Annotated in this window: 20 protein-coding genes; 15 read left to right on the top strand and 5 right to left on the bottom strand. The window is 71.8% G+C overall.

The window, feature by feature from the left end; all coding sequences use genetic code 11:
- The first annotated feature begins 83 nt into the window (after positions 1-83).
- Positions 84-728 (top strand): PepSY domain-containing protein, encoded by a 645-nt coding sequence (locus DEJ32_RS03770; RefSeq protein WP_110900369.1) that lies wholly within the window; start codon positions 84-86, stop codon positions 726-728.
- Between the two features lie 76 nt (positions 729-804).
- Positions 805-1,575 (top strand): alpha/beta hydrolase, encoded by a 771-nt coding sequence (locus tag DEJ32_RS03775; RefSeq protein ID WP_110900370.1) that lies wholly within the window; start codon positions 805-807, stop codon positions 1,573-1,575.
- Positions 1,576-1,674: 99 nt separating this feature from the next.
- Here DEJ32_RS03775 and DEJ32_RS03780 read toward each other — a convergent pair whose 3' ends face one another.
- Entirely contained in the window at positions 1,675-3,027 is a 1,353-nt protein-coding gene (locus DEJ32_RS03780; RefSeq protein WP_110824308.1) for an APC family permease, read from the bottom strand.
- Positions 3,028-3,196: 169 nt separating this feature from the next.
- Here DEJ32_RS03780 and DEJ32_RS03785 point away from each other — a divergent pair, with 169 nt between their 5' ends.
- The 5 genes from DEJ32_RS03785 (at position 3,197) to DEJ32_RS03805 (ending at position 8,305) form a co-directional block, all read left to right on the top strand.
- Positions 3,197-4,039, top strand: coding sequence for an HAD family phosphatase (locus tag DEJ32_RS03785; protein ID WP_110900371.1), 843 nt, complete (start codon positions 3,197-3,199; stop codon positions 4,037-4,039).
- A complete protein-coding gene (locus DEJ32_RS03790; protein ID WP_110900372.1) occupies positions 4,036-6,540 on the top strand; it encodes a glycoside hydrolase family 65 protein in 2,505 nt (834 codons plus the stop codon). The genes DEJ32_RS03785 and DEJ32_RS03790 overlap by 4 nt, the downstream gene beginning before the upstream one ends.
- Before the next feature lie 147 nt (positions 6,541-6,687).
- The gene (locus tag DEJ32_RS03795) at positions 6,688-7,455 is read left to right on the top strand and encodes an SDR family NAD(P)-dependent oxidoreductase (RefSeq protein ID WP_110900373.1); all 768 of its coding nucleotides are present in this window, start codon (positions 6,688-6,690) and stop codon (positions 7,453-7,455) included.
- Between the two features lie 37 nt (positions 7,456-7,492).
- The gene (locus DEJ32_RS03800; protein WP_110900374.1) at positions 7,493-7,957 is read left to right on the top strand and encodes a prevent-host-death protein; all 465 of its coding nucleotides are present in this window, start codon (positions 7,493-7,495) and stop codon (positions 7,955-7,957) included.
- Between the two features lie 24 nt (positions 7,958-7,981).
- Positions 7,982-8,305, top strand: a complete 324-nt coding sequence (locus tag DEJ32_RS03805; RefSeq protein ID WP_110900375.1) for a hypothetical protein — start codon at positions 7,982-7,984, stop codon at positions 8,303-8,305.
- A 24-nt stretch (positions 8,306-8,329) separates the two neighbouring features.
- On the opposite strand, the gene DEJ32_RS03810 is transcribed toward DEJ32_RS03805, so the two are convergent.
- Both DEJ32_RS03810 and DEJ32_RS03815 read right to left on the bottom strand, forming a co-directional pair.
- Positions 8,330-8,848, bottom strand: a complete 519-nt coding sequence (locus tag DEJ32_RS03810; protein ID WP_110900463.1) for a DUF1697 domain-containing protein — start codon at positions 8,846-8,848, stop codon at positions 8,330-8,332.
- Positions 8,849-8,886: 38 nt separating this feature from the next.
- Complete coding sequence (locus tag DEJ32_RS03815; protein WP_110900376.1) at positions 8,887-9,150, bottom strand: hypothetical protein; 264 nt, start codon at positions 9,148-9,150, stop codon at positions 8,887-8,889.
- Positions 9,151-9,285: 135 nt separating this feature from the next.
- On the opposite strand from DEJ32_RS03815, the gene DEJ32_RS03820 reads away from it, so the two are divergent.
- Complete coding sequence (locus tag DEJ32_RS03820; RefSeq protein WP_110824304.1) at positions 9,286-9,741, top strand: hypothetical protein; 456 nt, start codon at positions 9,286-9,288, stop codon at positions 9,739-9,741.
- 143 nt (positions 9,742-9,884) lie between these two features.
- On the opposite strand, the gene DEJ32_RS03825 is transcribed toward DEJ32_RS03820, so the two are convergent.
- Positions 9,885-11,354, bottom strand: a complete 1,470-nt coding sequence (locus tag DEJ32_RS03825; RefSeq protein WP_110900377.1) for an NCS2 family permease — start codon at positions 11,352-11,354, stop codon at positions 9,885-9,887.
- 156 nt (positions 11,355-11,510) lie between these two features.
- On the opposite strand from DEJ32_RS03825, the gene folE reads away from it, so the two are divergent.
- The 7 genes from folE (at position 11,511) to DEJ32_RS03855 (ending at position 16,120) form a co-directional block, all read left to right on the top strand.
- Entirely contained in the window at positions 11,511-12,128 is a 618-nt protein-coding gene (gene folE, locus DEJ32_RS03830) for a GTP cyclohydrolase I FolE (protein ID WP_110900464.1), read from the top strand.
- Positions 12,128-13,054, top strand: a complete 927-nt coding sequence (gene folP / locus DEJ32_RS03835) for a dihydropteroate synthase (RefSeq protein WP_110889318.1) — start codon at positions 12,128-12,130, stop codon at positions 13,052-13,054. Before folE ends, folP begins: the two co-directional genes overlap by 1 nt.
- On the top strand, positions 13,051-13,797 hold the full coding sequence (locus DEJ32_RS03840) for a pyrimidine reductase family protein (RefSeq protein ID WP_110900378.1): 747 nt from the start codon (positions 13,051-13,053) through the stop codon (positions 13,795-13,797). The genes folP and DEJ32_RS03840 overlap by 4 nt, the downstream gene beginning before the upstream one ends.
- A 205-nt stretch (positions 13,798-14,002) precedes the next feature.
- Positions 14,003-14,590: a hypothetical protein gene (locus DEJ32_RS03845; protein ID WP_146234071.1), complete on the top strand. Its 588-nt coding sequence runs from the start codon at positions 14,003-14,005 to the stop codon at positions 14,588-14,590.
- On the top strand, positions 14,587-14,787 hold the full coding sequence (locus tag DEJ32_RS15960; RefSeq protein ID WP_110910547.1) for a hypothetical protein: 201 nt from the start codon (positions 14,587-14,589) through the stop codon (positions 14,785-14,787). The genes DEJ32_RS03845 and DEJ32_RS15960 overlap by 4 nt, the downstream gene beginning before the upstream one ends.
- A 9-nt stretch (positions 14,788-14,796) precedes the next feature.
- On the top strand, positions 14,797-15,450 hold the full coding sequence (locus DEJ32_RS03850; RefSeq protein ID WP_110889315.1) for an HAD-IA family hydrolase: 654 nt from the start codon (positions 14,797-14,799) through the stop codon (positions 15,448-15,450).
- Positions 15,451-15,571: 121 nt separating this feature from the next.
- A complete protein-coding gene (locus DEJ32_RS03855; RefSeq protein WP_110824298.1) occupies positions 15,572-16,120 on the top strand; it encodes a type 1 glutamine amidotransferase domain-containing protein in 549 nt (182 codons plus the stop codon).
- A gap of 92 nt (positions 16,121-16,212) precedes the next feature.
- On the opposite strand, the gene DEJ32_RS03860 is transcribed toward DEJ32_RS03855, so the two are convergent.
- Positions 16,213-16,779: a molybdenum cofactor biosysynthesis protein gene (locus DEJ32_RS03860; protein ID WP_110889314.1), complete on the bottom strand. Its 567-nt coding sequence runs from the start codon at positions 16,777-16,779 to the stop codon at positions 16,213-16,215.
- Positions 16,780-16,781 lie beyond the last annotated feature (2 nt).

Below are 16,781 nucleotides of genomic sequence, written 5' to 3' on the forward strand. Positions count from 1 at the left end.
CCCGGTGCCCGGTCGCCGGCTGGTGCGGCGTCGCCCCAGGTCGCTTCAGGTCTGCTTCAGTGCCCGCTCGGCAGGCTGACACCATGCAGACCACGAAGAAGACCACCGCCCGCCGCATCGCCCTCGTCACCGCCCTCCCGCTCGTCGGAGCGCTGGCGCTCGCCGGGTGCGCCACCGACGACGACGACCGCGACGACGTCGCAGCCCCGGCGGCCTCCGCCCCGTCCGTCTCCGCCACCGAGGGCGCGACCGGCGACGACGACACGACCACCGACGCCGCCGCCGCGCCCGGGGAGGACGCCCTCGTCGCCGCGGCGGCCACCGCGCGCAAGGCCGTCGGCTCCGGGACGGTGACCTCGGTCGAGCAGGAGGCCGGCGGGACCTCGTGGGAGGTCATCGTCGTCACCTCCGACGGTGCCGAGCAGGAGGTCCACGTCGACGCCGACGGTGAGCGCACCACCGCCGGCCCGACCGAGGAGACCGCCGATGCGGACGACGTCGCGGAGAACGAGCGGTTCGTCGGCGCCGCGGACCTGTCGGTCGCCCAGGCGGCGTCGACCCTGACGAAGACCGTCCGCGGCACGGTCACCGAGCTCGGCCTCGACGACCACGCCGGCACGGTGGTCTGGGAGGGCGACGTCCTCGACGGCTCCGGCACGACGCACAACATCCGCATCGACGCCGGCAGCGGGAAGGTCGTCACGAACACCGTCGACACCGACGACTGACGCCCCGGGCACCGGCGGTCCCCGCGCTGATCCGGCCCGGCAGCGGCAGCACGGGTGCCCTCGGTACGGTCGGGCCATGAGCACCGCTCCCCGCTCCGACCGCCGAGGTCCGACCCGGAGGCGACGGCTCCTCCGGATCGTCTCGTGGGTCCTCGCCGTCCTGCTCGTGCTCGTGCTGGTGTTCCTCGTCTGGGCGCACATCGTCCTGCAGGGCACCCGGTCGGCCGCCCTCACGGTCTGGCGGGACGACCGTGTCTCCGTGCGGGACGCGCGCGACGCCGTCGTGATGACCCCGACGGGCATCGCGGACGGCGTCGGGATCGTGTTCGTGCCCGGTGCGAGGGTCGACCCCTACGCCTACATGGCGACGTTCCGGCAGGTGGTCGCGGACGGCACGACGGTCGTCATCACGAAGCCGACGCTCAACCTCGCGTTCTTCGACCGGCGCCCGCTCACCCGGTTCGAGGCGCACGCGCCCGACGTCCGGACGTGGGCGGTCGGCGGGCACTCACTCGGGGGCGTGCGGGCGTGCCAGCTCGCGGAGGACCGGGACGTCGCCGGGCTCCTCCTGCTCGGCAGCTACTGCGCGGACGACCGCTCGGACAGCGACCTCGACGTGCTCAGCGTCTCCGGCTCGCGGGACGGCCTGTCGACGCCCGAGGACGTGGCTGCCGCCCGCGACCTGCTCCCGGCCAGCGCGACGATGACCGAGATCGCCGGCGCGGACCACGCCGCCTTCGGGGCCTACGGCGCCCAGCCCGGCGACCTCCCCGCGACGGTCCCCCGCCGCGAGTCCGGCCGTGCGATCACCGCCGCCGTCGAGAGCTGGGTCCGCGACCTCCGCTGACCGGCGGGTGCGCGACGTGACCACTGGACGGACCGAGGGGGCACGGCCGACGCGGGGCGGGCCTCCCGGCGGTCGGCCGGGAGGCCCGTCCCGGCTCCGTCAGCGGGCGTCCGTGCCCGAGGCGGTCCGGTCGCGGCCACGCGTCGCGCGGGCGATGAAGTACAGCACCACGCCGACGGCCAGCAGGATCGCCGCGTACAGCCAGACCTGTCCGCTCTGCTGCGTGAGCAGCAGGATGCAGGACGCGACGCCGAGCACGGGGACGAAGGTCCACACCCGGAAGTGCTCGTGCTCCACCTTGTCCTTGCGGAGCACGAGGACCGCGACGTTCGTGCTGATGAAGACGAAGAGCAGCAGGAGCACGACGGTCTCGGCGAGCGTGCCGACGTCCCCGACGAGGGTGAGCGCCATCGCGACCACGGTGGTGGCGATGATCGCGGTCCACGGCGTCTTCCGCTTCGGGAGCACCTTGCCGAGCAGGCTGGGCAGCAGACGCTGTTCGGCCATGCCGTAGGTGACGCGGCTCGCCATGATCATGGTGAGCAGGGCACCGTTCGCGACCGCCACCAGGGCGATGAGGCTGAAGACCACGTCCGGGATGCCGACGCCGGTCGCGGCGACGACCGCCAGGAGCGGGCCGCTCGAGTCGGACAGCTCCGACGCGGGCAACGCGATCGAGCTGGCGAGCGCGACGAGCACGTAGACGACGCCGGCGGTGGCGAGGGAGCCGAACAGCGCACGGGGGTAGACCTTGGCCGGCTCGCGGACCTCCTCGGCGACGTTGGCGGAGGTCTCGAAGCCGACGAACGAGTAGTAGGCGACGATCGCGGCGCTGAGGGTCGCGAGTGCCGGGTTCGCCTCCGCCGGGAAGGCCCCGACGCGGGAGACGTCACCGCCGCCACCGCCCATCATCAGGGCGACCGACACGATGACGATGACCAGGCCGGAGAGCTCGATGATCGTCATCACGACGTTGCTGCGGAGTGAGTCCGAGATGCCGCGGGCGTTCAGGCAGGCGACGAGGGCGAGGAACACGATCGCGGCGGGCACGGGCGGGACGTCGATGAACGTGCCGAGGTAGTCGCCGGCGAACGCGAGGGAGAGCCCAGCCGCGCTCGTCACACCGGCGGCGAGCATCGAGAACCCGACCAGGAACGACACCAGCGGCACCTTGTAGGCACGCTCGGCGAACACCGCGGCGCCACCGGCCTTCGGGTACTTCGTGACGAGCTCGGCGTACGAGCCCGCGGTGAGCAGGGCCAGGAGCAGTGCGAGCACGAGCGGGGCCCACAGCGCACCGCCGACGTCCTTCGAGAGCGTCCCCATGAGGGCGTAGATGCCCGCGCCGAGGACGTCGCCGAGGATGAACAGGAACAGCAGGGGACCGGTGATCGCCTGCTTCAGCTTCGAGCCGGTCCCGTCCTGCGGCCGTGCGGTGGTGTCGGATGTCATGAGCGCGAGCGTCTCTGCCAGTCGCTGGACGCGTCCACAGGTCCGCGTTGTGCGGACCGGACCGGTACCCGTGGGCATCGGCCACCGCTGGAGGACAGCGCCGCGTGCCGGTCCTAGAGTGGGACGCGCAGCACTCGTGTTCGACACCGCTCCCTGGAAGGTCTGCCCCATGACGTCGTCGGATCGGCGAACCCCTGCTCGCCTCGCGGACCAGCGGGCGCTCCTCTTCGACCTCGACGGTGTGCTCACGCCGACGGCCGAGGTGCACATGCGTGCCTGGAGCCGCCTCTTCACGCCGTACCTCGCCGCACACGGGGTCGCGCCGTACACGGAGCAGGACTACTTCGCGTTCATCGACGGCAAGCCGCGGTACGACGGGGTCCGCTCGCTCCTGCACGACCGCGGGATCGACCTGCCCGAGGGCACCCCGGCGGACGACCCCACCCTGGACACCGTCTGCGGGCTCGGCAACCGGAAGAACGCCGAGTTCACCGCGGAGCTCGAGGAGCACGGCGTGGCCGCGTACCCGGGGTCGGTGCGCTTCCTCACCGCAGCGATCGCCGCCGGCTACGAGGTCGCCGTGGTGTCGAGTTCCGCGAACGCGAAGCACGTGCTCCGCACCGCGGGCATCATCGACGGCTTCGACGTGATCGTCGACGGCGCCGTCGCGCGCGCGGACGGGCTCGCCGGCAAGCCCGCCCCCGACACGTACCTCGACGCGGCGACCCGCTTCGGACTGACCGCGGCGGAGTGCGTCGTGGTCGAGGACGCGACGAGCGGTGTCGAAGCCGGCCGGAACGGTGCCTTCGGCCTGGTGGTCGGGGTGGACCGCGGCGCCGGGGCCGACGCCCTCCGCGAGCACGGCGCCGACGTCGTCGTGTCCGACCTCGCCGACCTGCTGCCCGACCTGCGCGGGGCGGGCACCGACGCGCCCGCTGCCGACCTGCGCGGTGCGGGCCCCGACGCGCCCGCTGCCGACCTGCCTCCCGTCGACCCCCGGAAGACCGCATGAACCCCATCACCGAAGACCCCCTCGACCGCGTCCGGTACCCGGTCGACGAGTGGGCCCTGATCGAGACCGAGTACGCCGACGAGCAGGGCGTCGACGAGACGAACTTCGCGGTCGGCAACGGGTACCTCGGCCTCCGCGGCAACTTCGACGAGGGCCGCGGCGGCGTCCAGTACGGCACGTACATCAACGGGTTCCACGAGACGTGGCCGATCCGGCACGCGGAGACCGCCTTCGGGTTCGCGAAGACCGGGCAGACGATCATCAACGTCCCCGACGCCAAGGTCATCCGCCTGTACGTCGACGACGAGCCGCTCGTCCTGTCCGAGGCGGACATCCTCCGCCACAGCCGCCGGCTCGACTTCCGCGGCGGCTACCTGCTGCGCGAGACCGAGTGGTCGACGCCGTCCGGCAAGCGGGTCCTCATCCGCTCCCGGCGCCTCGTGTCCTTCGTCGAGCGGCACCTCGCCGTCATCGACTACGAGGTCACGATGCTCGACCACGACGCGTCGGTGCTGCTGTCGAGCCAGGTGCTCAACCGTCAGGACGTCGCCGACGAGTACCACGCCGGCATGAAGGCCGCGGCCGCCGCGTTCGACCCGCGCAAGGCCGAGTCGTTCACGGACCGGGTCCTCCAGCCGCGGCTGAAGCGGAACGCGGGCTCCCGCGCCCTGCTCGGCTACCAGGCGTCGAGCTCCGGCATGACGATCTGCGTCGGCGTCGAGCACCGGCTCGAGACCGAGAACGCCTGGGACGAGACCTCGAGCATCGAGGACGACCTCGCCAAGCACGTCTACCGGGTGCAGGCGAAGGCCGGGCAGCCGATCCGGCTCGTCAAGAGCATCGTCTACCACACCTCCCGCGGCGTCCCGGCGCGTGAACTCGCGGACCGCTGCGACCGCACGCTCGACCGCGCGAAGTACGAGTCCGTCGAGCAGGTCTTCGGCGAGCAGCGGAAGTGGCTCGACGACTACTGGGCCCGCAGCGACGTCGAGGTCGCCGGCCAGCCGGAGATCCAGCAGGCCGTCCGCTGGAACCTGTTCCAGCTCGCGCAGGCGACGGCCCGCACCGACGGGCACGGCATCGCGGCGAAGGGCGTCACCGGCTCCGGCTACGGCGGGCACTACTTCTGGGACATGGAGATCTACGTCCTGCCGTTCCTGTCGTACACGGCGCCGATCGTCGCCCGGAACGCCCTCCGCTTCCGCTACAACATGCTCGACGCCGCCCGCTCCCGGGCCCGCGAGCTGAACCAGCGGGGCGCGCTGTTCCCATGGCGGACGATCAACGGCGAGGAGTCCAGCGCCTACTACGCGGCCGGCACCGCGCAGTACCACATCGACGCGGACATCGCCCACGCCCTCATGCAGTACGTGCGGGCCTCCGGGGACACCGACTTCCTGAAGCGCGGTGCGATCGACATCCTCGTCGAGACCGCCCGGCTGTGGGAGGACCTCGGGTTCTGGCGCTCGAACGGCGACCAGAAGTTCCACATCGACGGCGTCACCGGCCCGGACGAGTACACGACGGTCGTCGACGACAACATGTACACGAACGTCATGGCGCGGGCGAACCTGTGGTCCGCGGTGAACGCCTGCCGGCAGCTCGCGGTCGACGACCCGGACGAGTACGCCCGCATGGTCCGTCGCACCGGCCTCGACGCCGAGGAGATCGTCAACTGGGAGCACGCCGCCGAGTCGATGGAGATCCCCTTCGACCCGCACCGCGGCATCCACCCGCAGGACGCCCAGTTCCTCGACAAGGAGCTGTGGGACCTCGAGCGCACGCCCGAGTCGAAGCGCCCGCTGCTCCTGCACTACCACCCGCTGGTGATCTACCGGTTCCAGGTGCTCAAGCAGGCCGACGTCGTGCTCGCGCTGTTCCTGCAGGGCCACGAGTTCACGCCCGCCGAGAAGCGCCGTGACTTCGACTACTACGACGCGCTCACGACGGGCGACTCGACCCTGTCCGCCGTCGTGCAGTCGATCATGGCCGCCGAGGTCGGCTACCACGAGCTCGCCGACCAGTACTTCCAGACCGCGCTCTACGTCGACCTCGCCGACCTGCACGGCAACACCACCGACGGCGTGCACATCGCGTCCACCGGCGGCATCTGGGGCGCGCTCGTCAACGGCTTCGGCGGCATGCGGGACCACGGTGGCCGGCTCACGTTCAACCCGCGGCTGCCGGCGGACTGGGAGCGCCTGACGTTCCGGATCACCGTGAACGGGTCTCGGGTCCGTGTCGACCTGACACAGGAGGCGCTCACGTTCACGGTCGAGACCGGTGGCGGGTTCGACGCGTGGGTGCACAACGCCCCGATCCAGGTCCGTCCGGACGAGCCGACCGTCGTGCCGCTGCCGCACCAGGGGCCGCGGATGAGCGGACACGCGCCGACGACCAGCGACATCCAGGGCACGCTCCGTGCCGACGGGTCGGTGATCACCGCCTCCATCCCGACGATCTCGCTGGAGCGCGACGAGGAGGACGACGTCACCTCCTGACCGGTCGGGAGGCCTGTCCTCCGCCCGTCCCGCTGCCCGCTTCCGCCTGGACCACCGTCCAGCCCGGGGCGGGCAGCGTGGTCTCCCGTGCCCCTCCGGGCCGATGACGTCCCACCCCGGGCACGACCGTCGCGAGAGGAGCACATCATGGGCAAGCGATTCGAGGGCAAGGTCGCGATCGTCACGGGCGCGGGGTCCGGCATCGGAGAGGCCACCGCGCGGGCGTTCGTCGCCGAGGGCGCCGGCGTCGTCCTGGTGGACAGCGTCGAGGAGAAGGTCCGCGACGTCGCCGACTCCCTGCCGACCGAGCAGGCGCTCTGGCTGCAGGCGGACGTCGCCGACCCGGACGCATGGCCGACCGTCGTGGACGCGGCGACCGACCGCTGGGGTCGCGTCGACGTGCTCGTGAACAACGCCGGCACGTTCACGTCGGGCGACATCACCGAGATCGCGCCCGAGGAGTGGCGCCGGGTCGTCGAGACGGATCTGTCGAGCGTGTTCTACGGCACGCGGGCGGCCCTGTCGGCCCTGCGGGACACGAAGGGTTCCGTCGTGAACACCTCGTCGGTGTCCGGGTTGGCGGCCGACTGGCGGATGAGCCCGTACAACGCGGCGAAGGGCGGCGTGACGAACTTCACGAAGGCCGCAGCGCTCGACAACGGCCAGCACGGCGTGCGGGTGAACGCGGTGGCGCCGGGACTCATCTGGACCGACCTCACGACGTCCCAGGCGGAGGACGAGGAGCTCAAGGCCGCGTTCGCCGAGCGGATCGCCCTCGGTCGCGGGGGCCGGTCGGAGGAGGTCGCGGCGGCGGTGCTGTTCCTGGCGAGCGACGACGCGTCGTTCATCACCGGCGCGGTCCTGCCCGTGGACGGCGGCACGACGGCGAGCAACGGGCAGCCGCCGCAGGCGTGACCTTGCGTTCAGAACACGTTCTGAAGAGAATGTCTTCATGACTCTCCTTGCTCCACCACGACGTCGGCGGATCATCCAGTCGTCGGACCTGTCCCGGCACGCGAAGGACGTCTTCGCAGCGGCCGAGCAGGAGCCGCTCGAAGTGACGCGCCGCGACGGCGCTCCGCTCGTGCTCACCACCAAGGCGCGGTCCGACGACGACGATGCCGTCCTCGACATCGCCGCGGAGCTCATCGCCGCCGTCACGGTGAACGAACACCTGCCGTTGCACGAGCGTCTCGCGATCCCGTACCCGTGGATCGCCATGCTCAGCCGTGACGACCAGCGACAGTTCGCGCGGGAGATCGTCGAGGTCGCCCGGGGTTCGTTCGCGTTGCGGCAGCCCCGCAAGCTCCTGCTCGAGATGCAGGCGTGGCGCAACTCGGCCGAGGCGATCGCGGCCGGCTGGGCCGCCGCGGAGCCCGAGCTCCTCCAGGAACCGGTCGTCGTCGAGAAGCCCTGAGTCGTGCCGGCACGACGGAATGCGGTGCCCCGTCCGGTCCGCACGGACGAGTACACGATCGTGCTCGCGACGAGGTCGGCGGAGCAAGGGTGGCGAGACCTCGTCGCGACGCAACGGAACGCCGTCGTCGCGGCATGGGAGCGGCTGGCAACGGATCCGCTGACCGAAGACCTCACCTGCCACGCACTGCGTGGTGCGTTGGGGACGGTGGCCTACCTCGGCCGGTCGTGGGTCCGTCGGCAGCTGGAACTGAAGCGCGGAGCCCGGGTCTGGTTCGTGGTCGACCCCGAGGAGCGTGTCGTGCACCTGCTCGACGTCCACACGCGTCACCCGAACCAGACGAAGTGACGCGAGTGCGGGCCGCCGTCTGCCTCAGAGGAGCTTGCGGAGCGTGTTCGTGTTCCGGGTCGTCGTGGTGTGCTTGAAGCGGGCGGCCCCGGCGCGCTTCGCGAAGGGCGTCGAGGTGCTCGACCCCTTCGGGCACGACCAGTAGACGACGCCGTCACCGCGCGCGACCTGATCGACGCCGTCCGCCGTGACGCCGTCGAGCAGGTCGTCGAGCGCGGCGTCCTCGGATCCGAAGACGACGTAGTCGTGCCGGTCCGCCGCAGACGGGAACGGGAAGCCCGCGACGATCCCGGACACGGCGGCGTGCGGGACGAGGACGATCCAAGCGTCGTACCCGAAGCGATCGCGGAGTGCTTGCTCCACCGCCGTCCGGAGCGCGTCCGCGTCGGCGGCGTCGTCCGCGGTGAAGAGGACGTTCCCCGACGCGAGGACCGTCCGGACGTCGGTGTGCCCGAGGCCGCGGACGAGCTCGGCCAGCTCGGCGCTGCGGATGGTGATCCCGTTCACGTTCACCCCGCGCAGGAGCGCCACCCACCTCGTCATGTGGTGACGGTAGCGCGGGCCGGACGGGTCGTCCACGATCACGTCCACGTCCGGGCGACGCTCCACCCGTCGGCGTCCGGGATGATGTCCACCACCAGGGTCTCGCCGTCCTCGGCCGTCGCCTGGAAGCGCCATCCGGCGGTGCGCTCGGGTGCGTGGGTGATGGCGGTGGGCAGGTCGGTCGGCGTCGTGGTCAGCCGGGTCGGGACGTCGGAGACGCGCCAGCGCCGGCCCAGCCACACCAGTCGGGCGGGCGCGCCGCCGGTCCACCACACGGTGGCAGCGGTGTCGACGATCATCATCAGGAGCCTCCTCGTTCGAACGTGTGTTCGAATGCTAGGTCGGCCCTCCGACAGCTGCAAGCGCCCCGGCGTGCCGCGTTCGTCCTCCGGAGCACGCCCAGGACGACGCGAGGAGCGGTCGTGTAGACGAGCAGCATGACGAACGACGACGGGCAGGGTCCCGACTCCGCACACCAGGTCCCCGAGGGGGTGTCCGAGGCGACCGTCGAGGCACTCGGCAGCCTCTCCGCGGCGATCGAGGTCATCGAACACGCACGCGGACTCCTCTACGGCTTCCACCGACTGACCGGCACCGCCGACCTGAACATCGGCGAGGCGGTCGAGCAGCTGCGGAAGGCCGGGCACACCGAGCTCGCCGAGCGGATCGACACCGAACTCGTCGGGCGGAACGTCATCGCCGGGCGGTGGACGTTCCAGATCATGGAGGACTACGACGACGGCTACTACGCCACCGCGAAGGAGCTCGAGCGGACCGCGCGTGAGCAGCTCGTCGGCGGCAGGCGCCACCTGTTCGAGGCGAGCATGAAGGAGGACCGGCGGACGCCGGGCCTGCCCCACCACGAGGCCACGCCGGCCGACCTGCCGGACTGATCCGCGCCTCCCGGCCGAGCGGCGTCAGCGTCATCGGCGCGGCGCGGACCGACAGCGCACAACAGGAACCGGCCCACACCACGGACGTCCGTGGTGTGGGCCGGTTCCTGTCGTGCCGAGCCGATCGGCGCCGCGGCCGGACCTCAGCCGACGCCGAGGAGCGACTCCAGCGGACCGCGCGCGAAGTAGAGCAGGAAGCCGGCGGCGACCACGTACAGCAGCCACGAGACCTGGCGGCCCTTGCCGGACAGCGCCTTGATGAGGACCCAGCTGATGAAGCCGGCACCGATGCCGTTCGCGATCGAGTAGGTCAGCGGCATGACGACGATCGTGAGGAACGCCGGCAGCGCCGACCCGAAGTCCGTCCAGTCGATGTCCGCGACCTGGGCGACCATGAGGGCACCGACGACGACGAGCCCGGCGGCGGCGACTTCGAGCGGGACGACCTGGGTCAGCGGCGTGAGGAACATCGACGCCAGGAACAGCAGGCCGGTGACGACCGACGCCATGCCGGTGCGGGCGCCCTCGCCGATGCCGGACGCGGAGTCGATGAACACCGTGTTCGACGACACCGAAGCACCACCGCCGGCGATCGCGCCGGCACCCTCGACGACGAGTGCGGCGCGGAGGCGCGGGAACGTCCCGTCCTGCTCCGCGACCCCCGCCGCCTTCGCCAGGCCGGTCATCGTGCCCATCGCGTCGAAGAAGTTCGTGAAGACGAGCGTGAAGACGAGCATCGACGCGGCGAGCGGGCCGATCCGGGCGAAGGCGCCGAAGTCGAACTGGCCGACGAGGGACAGGTCGGGCAGGGCGAACAGTGCGCTCGGCAGCCCCGGGGCGTTGAGGTTCCAGCCGGTCTTCGACTCGACGGACGTCGGCACCTGGAACACGGCCTGCAGGATGATGGCGATGACGGTCGTCGCGACGATGCCGATGAGCAGCGCGCCCTTGACGCGGCGGGCCATCAGCGTGCCGATGATGACCAGACCGATGAGGAACACGATGGTCGGCAGTGCCCCGACGGACCCGTCCTCGCCGAGCTGCAGCGGCGGCGACGCGAGCCCCGACGAGCGCACGAACCCGGAGTCGACGAGCCCGATGAACGCGATGAACAGGCCGATGCCGACGGTGATCGCGGCCTTGAGCTGTGCGGGCACGGCCGTGAAGATCAGCGTCCGGATCCCGGTCAGGGCCAGCAGCGCGATGATGACGCCGTTGATGACGACGAGGCCCATCGCCTCGGCCCACGTCACCTGCTGCACGACGCTGACGGCCAGGAACGAGTTGATCCCGAGACCGGCCGCGATGCCGAACGGCAGGTTCGCGATGACGCCCATCGCGATGGTCATCAGGCCCGCGACGAGGCCGGTGGCCGCGGCCACCTGAGCGTTCTCGAGCCATCCGCCGCTGACGTCCTTGGCGGCCTGGTCGGCACTGAAGCCGCCCAGGATGAGCGGGTTGAGGATGACGATGTAGGCCATCGTCACGAAGGACACGACGCCGCCACGGACCTCGCGCGGGATGGTCGATCCACGCTTCGTGATGGAGAAGAAGCGGTCGAGACCGGATGCGACGCTGTTCCGGGGCGGGCTGGATGTCTGCGGGGCGCTCACCGGTGGAGTTTAGAGGACGGCCGCACCGATGGGCACGTCGCGACGGGATGGTAGTCCTGCCGGGAGGCCCGTTCCTGGAGAACGGGGTACGTCACCGCGTTCTCCGGTCAGGACCGCACCGCGTGACCGGTGTTGGATGAGCGGGTGACGCAGCGCATGGACCGTGCCCGTGTCGAGGCCGCCGTGCGCGAGTTGCTGGCGGGCATCGGCGAGGACCCCGACCGACCAGGACTCGAACGCACCCCGCAGCGGGTCGCGGACGCCTACACGGAGTTCTTCCACGGGCTCGACCTCGACGCGACGCAGATCGCCCGGGATGGCACGGTGCCCGCCGACGACGGGGAGCGCGGCGACCTGGTGGTCGTGCGGGACATCCGGTTCCGGTCGGTGTGCGAACACCACCTGCTTCCGTTCCTCGGGACCGCGCACCTGGCGTACGCGCCGGGGGAGCGGCTCATCGGCCTCGGGACGCTCGCGCGGGTGGTGGAGGCCCTGGCCTCGCGTCCGCAGCTGCAGGAGCGCCTCGGCGAGCAGGTCGTCGCCGCCGTGCAGGACGGCCTCGAGGCGCGCGGCGTCCTCGTCGTCCTCGACGCCCAGCACCAGTGCGTGACGACCCGGGGCGAGCGGCAGACGGGCTCCACGACCGTGACGGTCGCGGCGAGCGGGATCCTGTCCGAGGCCGCCGGCCGTGCGGAGGCGATCGCGCTCATCGGTGCGGGGACCGGGAACGGGACGGCCGCTGCGGCCGATGCCGGCCGCGGGACGGACGCCTGATGCGCCTCGGACCCGCGTCGGGCCTCCCGTCCGGACCCTCCGGCTGGGTCGTCCCCGAGCTGCGCGCCCCGGTCCGCACCATCGGCCGCCGCACGATCGACTTCGACTCCCGCATCGCCGTCATGGCGATCGTGAACCGCACCCCGGACTCCTTCCACGACCAGGGCCGCACCTTCGCGCTCGACCGTGCCGTCGCGGCCGCCGTCACCGCGGCCGAGCAGGGCGCCGACTGGGTCGACATCGGCGGCGTGAAGTTCGCGCCCGGACCCGAACTGTCCGCGGCGGACGAGATCGACCGCGTCGTGCCCGTCGTCGCGCAGGTCGCGCAGCAGTCCGACGTCACGATCAGCGTCGACACCTTCCGGCCGGAGGTCGCCGCCGCCGCGATCGCCGCCGGTGCCAGCGTCGTGAACGACACCACCGGGCTGGCGGACCCGCGGATGGCCGAGGTCGTCGCGGACTCGGACGCCACCGTCGTCATCACCCACTCGCTCGCCGCACCCCGGCAGGAGTACCCGAAGCCGCAGTACGCCGACGTCGCCGGTGAGGTCGCGGCGTTCCTCCGACTCCGGGTCGACCGGGCGCTCGCCGCGGGCATCCCCGAGGAGCGGATCGTCATCGACCCCGGGCACGACCTCAACAAGACCACCGTGCACACCCTCGAGCTGACCCGGCGCCTGCCGGAGGTGGTCGCGCTCGGCTACCCCGTCCTCGCGGCGGTGTCGAACAAGGACTTCGTCGGGGAGACCCTCGGCAGACCGCGCGGTGAGCGGCTGTCCGGGTCCCTCGCCGCCGCGACCATGAGCGCGCTGCTCGGCGCGCGGATCGTCCGGATGCACGACGTCCCCGAGGCCGTCGACGCGATGCGCATGGTCGAGGCCGTCCTCGGCTGGCGGGAACCCCTGGAAGCGAGGCACAACACGTGACCCACCTGCCCGGCTTCGTCGACGACCTGTCCGACGACGACCTGCTCGCCGCCTACACGGACGGCGCCGAGGGCACCGCGGACGGGGGCTGGCTCCGCGTCAACTTCGTCAGCTCGCTCGACGGCTCCGCCACGGCGGCGGGGAGGTCCGGCTCCCTCGGCGGCCCCGACGACCTGCGCGTGTTCGACCTGCTGCGGCGAGCGGCCGACGTCGTCCTGGTCGCCGCGGGCACCGTGCGCGACGAGGGCTACGGGCCGATGGTCCTGCACGACCCGGACGTGGCCTGGCGCCGGGCGCGCGGGGCGGCAGACCACCCGGTGTTCGCGATCGTCACGGGGTCGCTCGGCCTCGACCCGGCGTCCCGCGTGTTCACCGAGGCCCCGGTCCGGCCGCTCGTGCTCACGTCGTCCGCTGCCGACCCCGAGCGCCGCCGGGCCCTCGAGGCCGTGGCCGACGTCGTGTCCTGCGGCGAGGACTCGGTCGACCCGGTGCTCGTCCGCGCTGCCCTCGTCGACCGCGGCCTCGCACGCATCCACTGCGAGGGCGGTCCGTCCTTCCTCGGCACGCTCGTCGCGGCGGACCTGGTCGACGAGTTGTGCCTGTCGATCGACCCGTCGCTCGAGGGCGGGGCCGGCGGACGCATCGTCCACGGCTCGTCCCCGGAGCTGCGGCGGATGCGGTTGGCGCACGTGCTGCGCGGGGCGGGCGATGTGCTGCTCACGAGGTACGTCCGGGCGCGCTGACGGCTTGCGGCTGGACCGATCGCTCAGTATCGTTGTCTGACATGTATCATTTCAGTACGATCGGTGCATGCCACCGTTCAGTGTTCCGCCCCGTCTCATGCTCCTGACTGCCGCTTCCACGGTGCTCGCCGTCAGCGCCACACTCTCGGTCGGTACATCTCCGACGAGCGCCGCGGTCTCGACCGCGACCAACGCTCCGAGTGCGATGAGCGACGCACCGTCGGTGGAGCAGGACCTCCAGGACATCGTGCGGGAAGCCGAGACGTGGAAGCCGCTGTCGGAGGAGGCCACCTCGACTGCGGTCGGGACGTGGACGGAGCGATCGGGTCGATCTGCGAGCGGTCTGCAACTCGACGTCGAGGCCGCCAGGGCATTCCGTACCTCCGGGGGGACGGTACTCAGGATCCCGTTCGCGTCTTCAGCCGGGGTGCTCCCGCAGTCCAACCTGTCCGCCGTGGTCGAAGGGAACACGGTGCTCGGGTGGAGTGAGATGGTGCTCATCCCTCGGTCGGCAGACTCCGGACGCCTCCGAACGTGGGTCGATGGCACGCGCCGCATCGATCGGATCGTGGAGGCGACCGCGCCGGTGGTCGGCTCGTCGTGGTGGAGTCGCTTCTCGTCGTGCCTCAGTGGTGCCGGTGTTGCTGCATGGGCGATCACCGCGCTGTCGATCGCTTGTTCGGCCGCCTGTGTCGTGACTGCTGGTGTCGGCTGCATCGCCTGCTTGACCGCGGCGTCCGCAGTGACCAGTGGAACGATCTCGTTCTGTGCGGGGAAGGCGAGTCGGGGATGACCCGCACCACGAAGACGACACGACGGATGGTTCCACCGGTACTCGCGATCGCAGCGGCTCTGGTCATGCTCGCAGGCAGGCTCCTCCCGCCGCTCCGAGAGGCGCCGATCGTCGTCTGGAGTGCAGCGCTCACGCTCCTGCTGGCGGCGCTTGTCTTCGCCGTCGCCGTCCGGCCTCACGGGGACGGCCGGCGGTAGGGTCGGCACGTGATCGACGTCGTGGTGTCCGGGGTCCTGTTCGACATGGACGGGACGCTCGTCGACTCGACCGCGATCGTCGAGGGTGCCTGGGGACGGTTCGGCGCCGACCACGACCTGGACCCGCAGACGATCCTCGCCTTCTCGCACGGCCGTCAGACGATCGACACGATCCGGCGGTTCCTGCCCGACCTGTCCCCGGACGAGCAGCGCCGGGTCGCGCTCGAACTCGTGAACGACGAGGTCGAGAACACCGACGGCATCGTCGAGGTCCCCGGTGCCGGCGCCTTCGTCCGACGGCTGCAGGACGCCGGTGTGCCGGTGGCGCTCGTCACCAGCGCCCCGCGGGACCTCGCCGTGAACCGGATGCGGGCCGCGGACGTGCCCGTCCCGGACGCGTTCGTCTCCGCCGCGGACGTCGAGCACGGCAAGCCGCACCCGGACGGCTACCTCCGCGGGGCCGCCCTGCTCGGGCTCGCCGCCACGGACTGCCTCGCCTTCGAGGACGCGCCGGCCGGCCTGGAGGCTGCGGTCGCCTCCGGCGCGACGACGGTCGCCGTCGGGGTGCTCGCCGCCGACGTGGCCCCCGACCTCCCGCGCATCACGGGGTACGACGGGATCACGGTCACGCCGGAGGGCGACGGGTTCCGGATCCGCGGCTGAGCCTCCGGTCCGCTCCGCGCACCGCTCGCTGGACGTCGGCTGCGCACTGCGAGCGCGTCCAGCGGACGGCGACGACCGTGGTGTCCGCGGCCGGAGACCCCGGTCTGCGGAAGGAGTGACCATGGCAGCCCTCGACGGCAAGAAGATCCTCGTCATCGCGACGAACTACGGCGTGGAGCAGGACGAGATCGTCGTCCCCACCGACCAGCTCCGTGAGCGTGGAGCCACCGTGACCGTGGCCGCGAAGGAGTCCGGCTCGATCGAGACCCTCGTCGGCGACAAGGACCCGGGCAAGAGCGTCGACACCGACACCACCTACGACGGCGTCTCCGCCGGCGACTACGACGCGCTCGTCGTCCCGGGCGGCACCATCAACGCCGACACCATCCGCCAGGACAGCACCGCGGTCGGGCTCGTGAAGGCCTTCGTCGACGCGGGCAAGCCGGTCGCGGCGATCTGCCACGGCCCGTGGACCCTGGTCGAGGCCGGTGTCCTGCCGGGTCGCACGATCACGTCGTTCCCGTCGCTGCAGACCGACGTGCGCAACGCCGGCGGCGAGTGGGTCGACCAGGAGGTCCAGGTCGACACGACGAACGGCACCGTGATCACCTCGCGCACGCCGGACGACCTGCCGGCCTTCGTCGACGCGATCGAGTCAGCGCTCGTCTGACCCCTCACGGGGCGCGACGTGGGCGGTCACCCGCAGCGGTGTTCCGCTGCGCGGTGCCGTCCACGTTGCGTGTCGCGCCCGCCTCGTCGCGGTCAGGGGTCCGGGACGGGGTGGGCCGTGCGGAGCACCGCCGCGCCGAGGGAGAGCACGCCGTCGGACTCCGGGTCACACCGCACCCCGCCGTGTCCCCGCATCGCGCGGAACGCCCCCGGTGCCACCTGCGTGTCCATCCACGCGCACGGGTTCGCCGGCCGGTACCCGCGGAAGCGCACGGGCCCGTCGCCGGTGTCGAGCGAGAACGGCTCGCCGCGCAGCGCCTCGACGTCGACGCCCCGCAGGAACACGTTCCGCCGGGTCGCCGCCAGGTCGATCGACGTGCCGAGCTCGCGGCCGACCTGCTCGAGTCCCTCGACGCCGATCACCGTCACGGTCGCGTGCACGTGCGCCCGGGCCGCGAAGTAGCGGTCGCCGACGATGCCCAGCCCGGCCCGCAGGTCGATCCGTTCCCGGAGTTCCCGTTCCCCCGGCTGCGGAGGGGCGGAACCGTCGGCCGGACGTCCCTCGTAGCGGTGCCGCCGGGAGGCGAGGAGCATCACGACCTCGACCTCGCGGGCATGCGGCAGCGCGTCGGACGCGACCGTGTCGGAACCGGGACCCATGC

The organism is Curtobacterium sp. MCPF17_046 (genome assembly GCF_003224295.1).
GTDB lineage: Bacteria > Actinomycetota > Actinomycetes > Actinomycetales > Microbacteriaceae > Curtobacterium.

Excerpts from the sequence above, each read along its gene's own strand:
- DEJ32_RS03770 (WP_110900369.1), top strand. The coding sequence starts at position 84 with ATGCAGACCACGAAGAAGACCACCGCCCGCCGCATCGCCCTCGTCACC.
- DEJ32_RS03775 (WP_110900370.1), top strand. The coding sequence starts at position 805 with ATGAGCACCGCTCCCCGCTCCGACCGCCGAGGTCCGACCCGGAGGCGA.
- DEJ32_RS03780 (WP_110824308.1), bottom strand. The coding sequence starts at position 3,027 with ATGACATCCGACACCACCGCACGGCCGCAGGACGGGACCGGCTCGAAG.
- DEJ32_RS03785 (WP_110900371.1), top strand. The coding sequence starts at position 3,197 with ATGACGTCGTCGGATCGGCGAACCCCTGCTCGCCTCGCGGACCAGCGG.
- DEJ32_RS03790 (WP_110900372.1), top strand. The coding sequence starts at position 4,036 with ATGAACCCCATCACCGAAGACCCCCTCGACCGCGTCCGGTACCCGGTC.
- DEJ32_RS03795 (WP_110900373.1), top strand. The coding sequence starts at position 6,688 with ATGGGCAAGCGATTCGAGGGCAAGGTCGCGATCGTCACGGGCGCGGGG.
- DEJ32_RS03800 (WP_110900374.1), top strand. The coding sequence starts at position 7,493 with ATGACTCTCCTTGCTCCACCACGACGTCGGCGGATCATCCAGTCGTCG.
- DEJ32_RS03810 (WP_110900463.1), bottom strand. The coding sequence starts at position 8,848 with ATGACGAGGTGGGTGGCGCTCCTGCGCGGGGTGAACGTGAACGGGATC.
- DEJ32_RS03815 (WP_110900376.1), bottom strand. The coding sequence starts at position 9,150 with ATGATGATCGTCGACACCGCTGCCACCGTGTGGTGGACCGGCGGCGCG.
- DEJ32_RS03820 (WP_110824304.1), top strand. The coding sequence starts at position 9,286 with ATGACGAACGACGACGGGCAGGGTCCCGACTCCGCACACCAGGTCCCC.
- folE (WP_110900464.1), top strand. The coding sequence starts at position 11,511 with ATGGACCGTGCCCGTGTCGAGGCCGCCGTGCGCGAGTTGCTGGCGGGC.
- folP (WP_110889318.1), top strand. The coding sequence starts at position 12,128 with ATGCGCCTCGGACCCGCGTCGGGCCTCCCGTCCGGACCCTCCGGCTGG.
- DEJ32_RS03845 (WP_146234071.1), top strand. The coding sequence starts at position 14,003 with ATGAGCGACGCACCGTCGGTGGAGCAGGACCTCCAGGACATCGTGCGG.
- DEJ32_RS15960 (WP_110910547.1), top strand. The coding sequence starts at position 14,587 with ATGACCCGCACCACGAAGACGACACGACGGATGGTTCCACCGGTACTC.
- DEJ32_RS03855 (WP_110824298.1), top strand. The coding sequence starts at position 15,572 with ATGGCAGCCCTCGACGGCAAGAAGATCCTCGTCATCGCGACGAACTAC.
- DEJ32_RS03860 (WP_110889314.1), bottom strand. The coding sequence starts at position 16,779 with ATGGGTCCCGGTTCCGACACGGTCGCGTCCGACGCGCTGCCGCATGCC.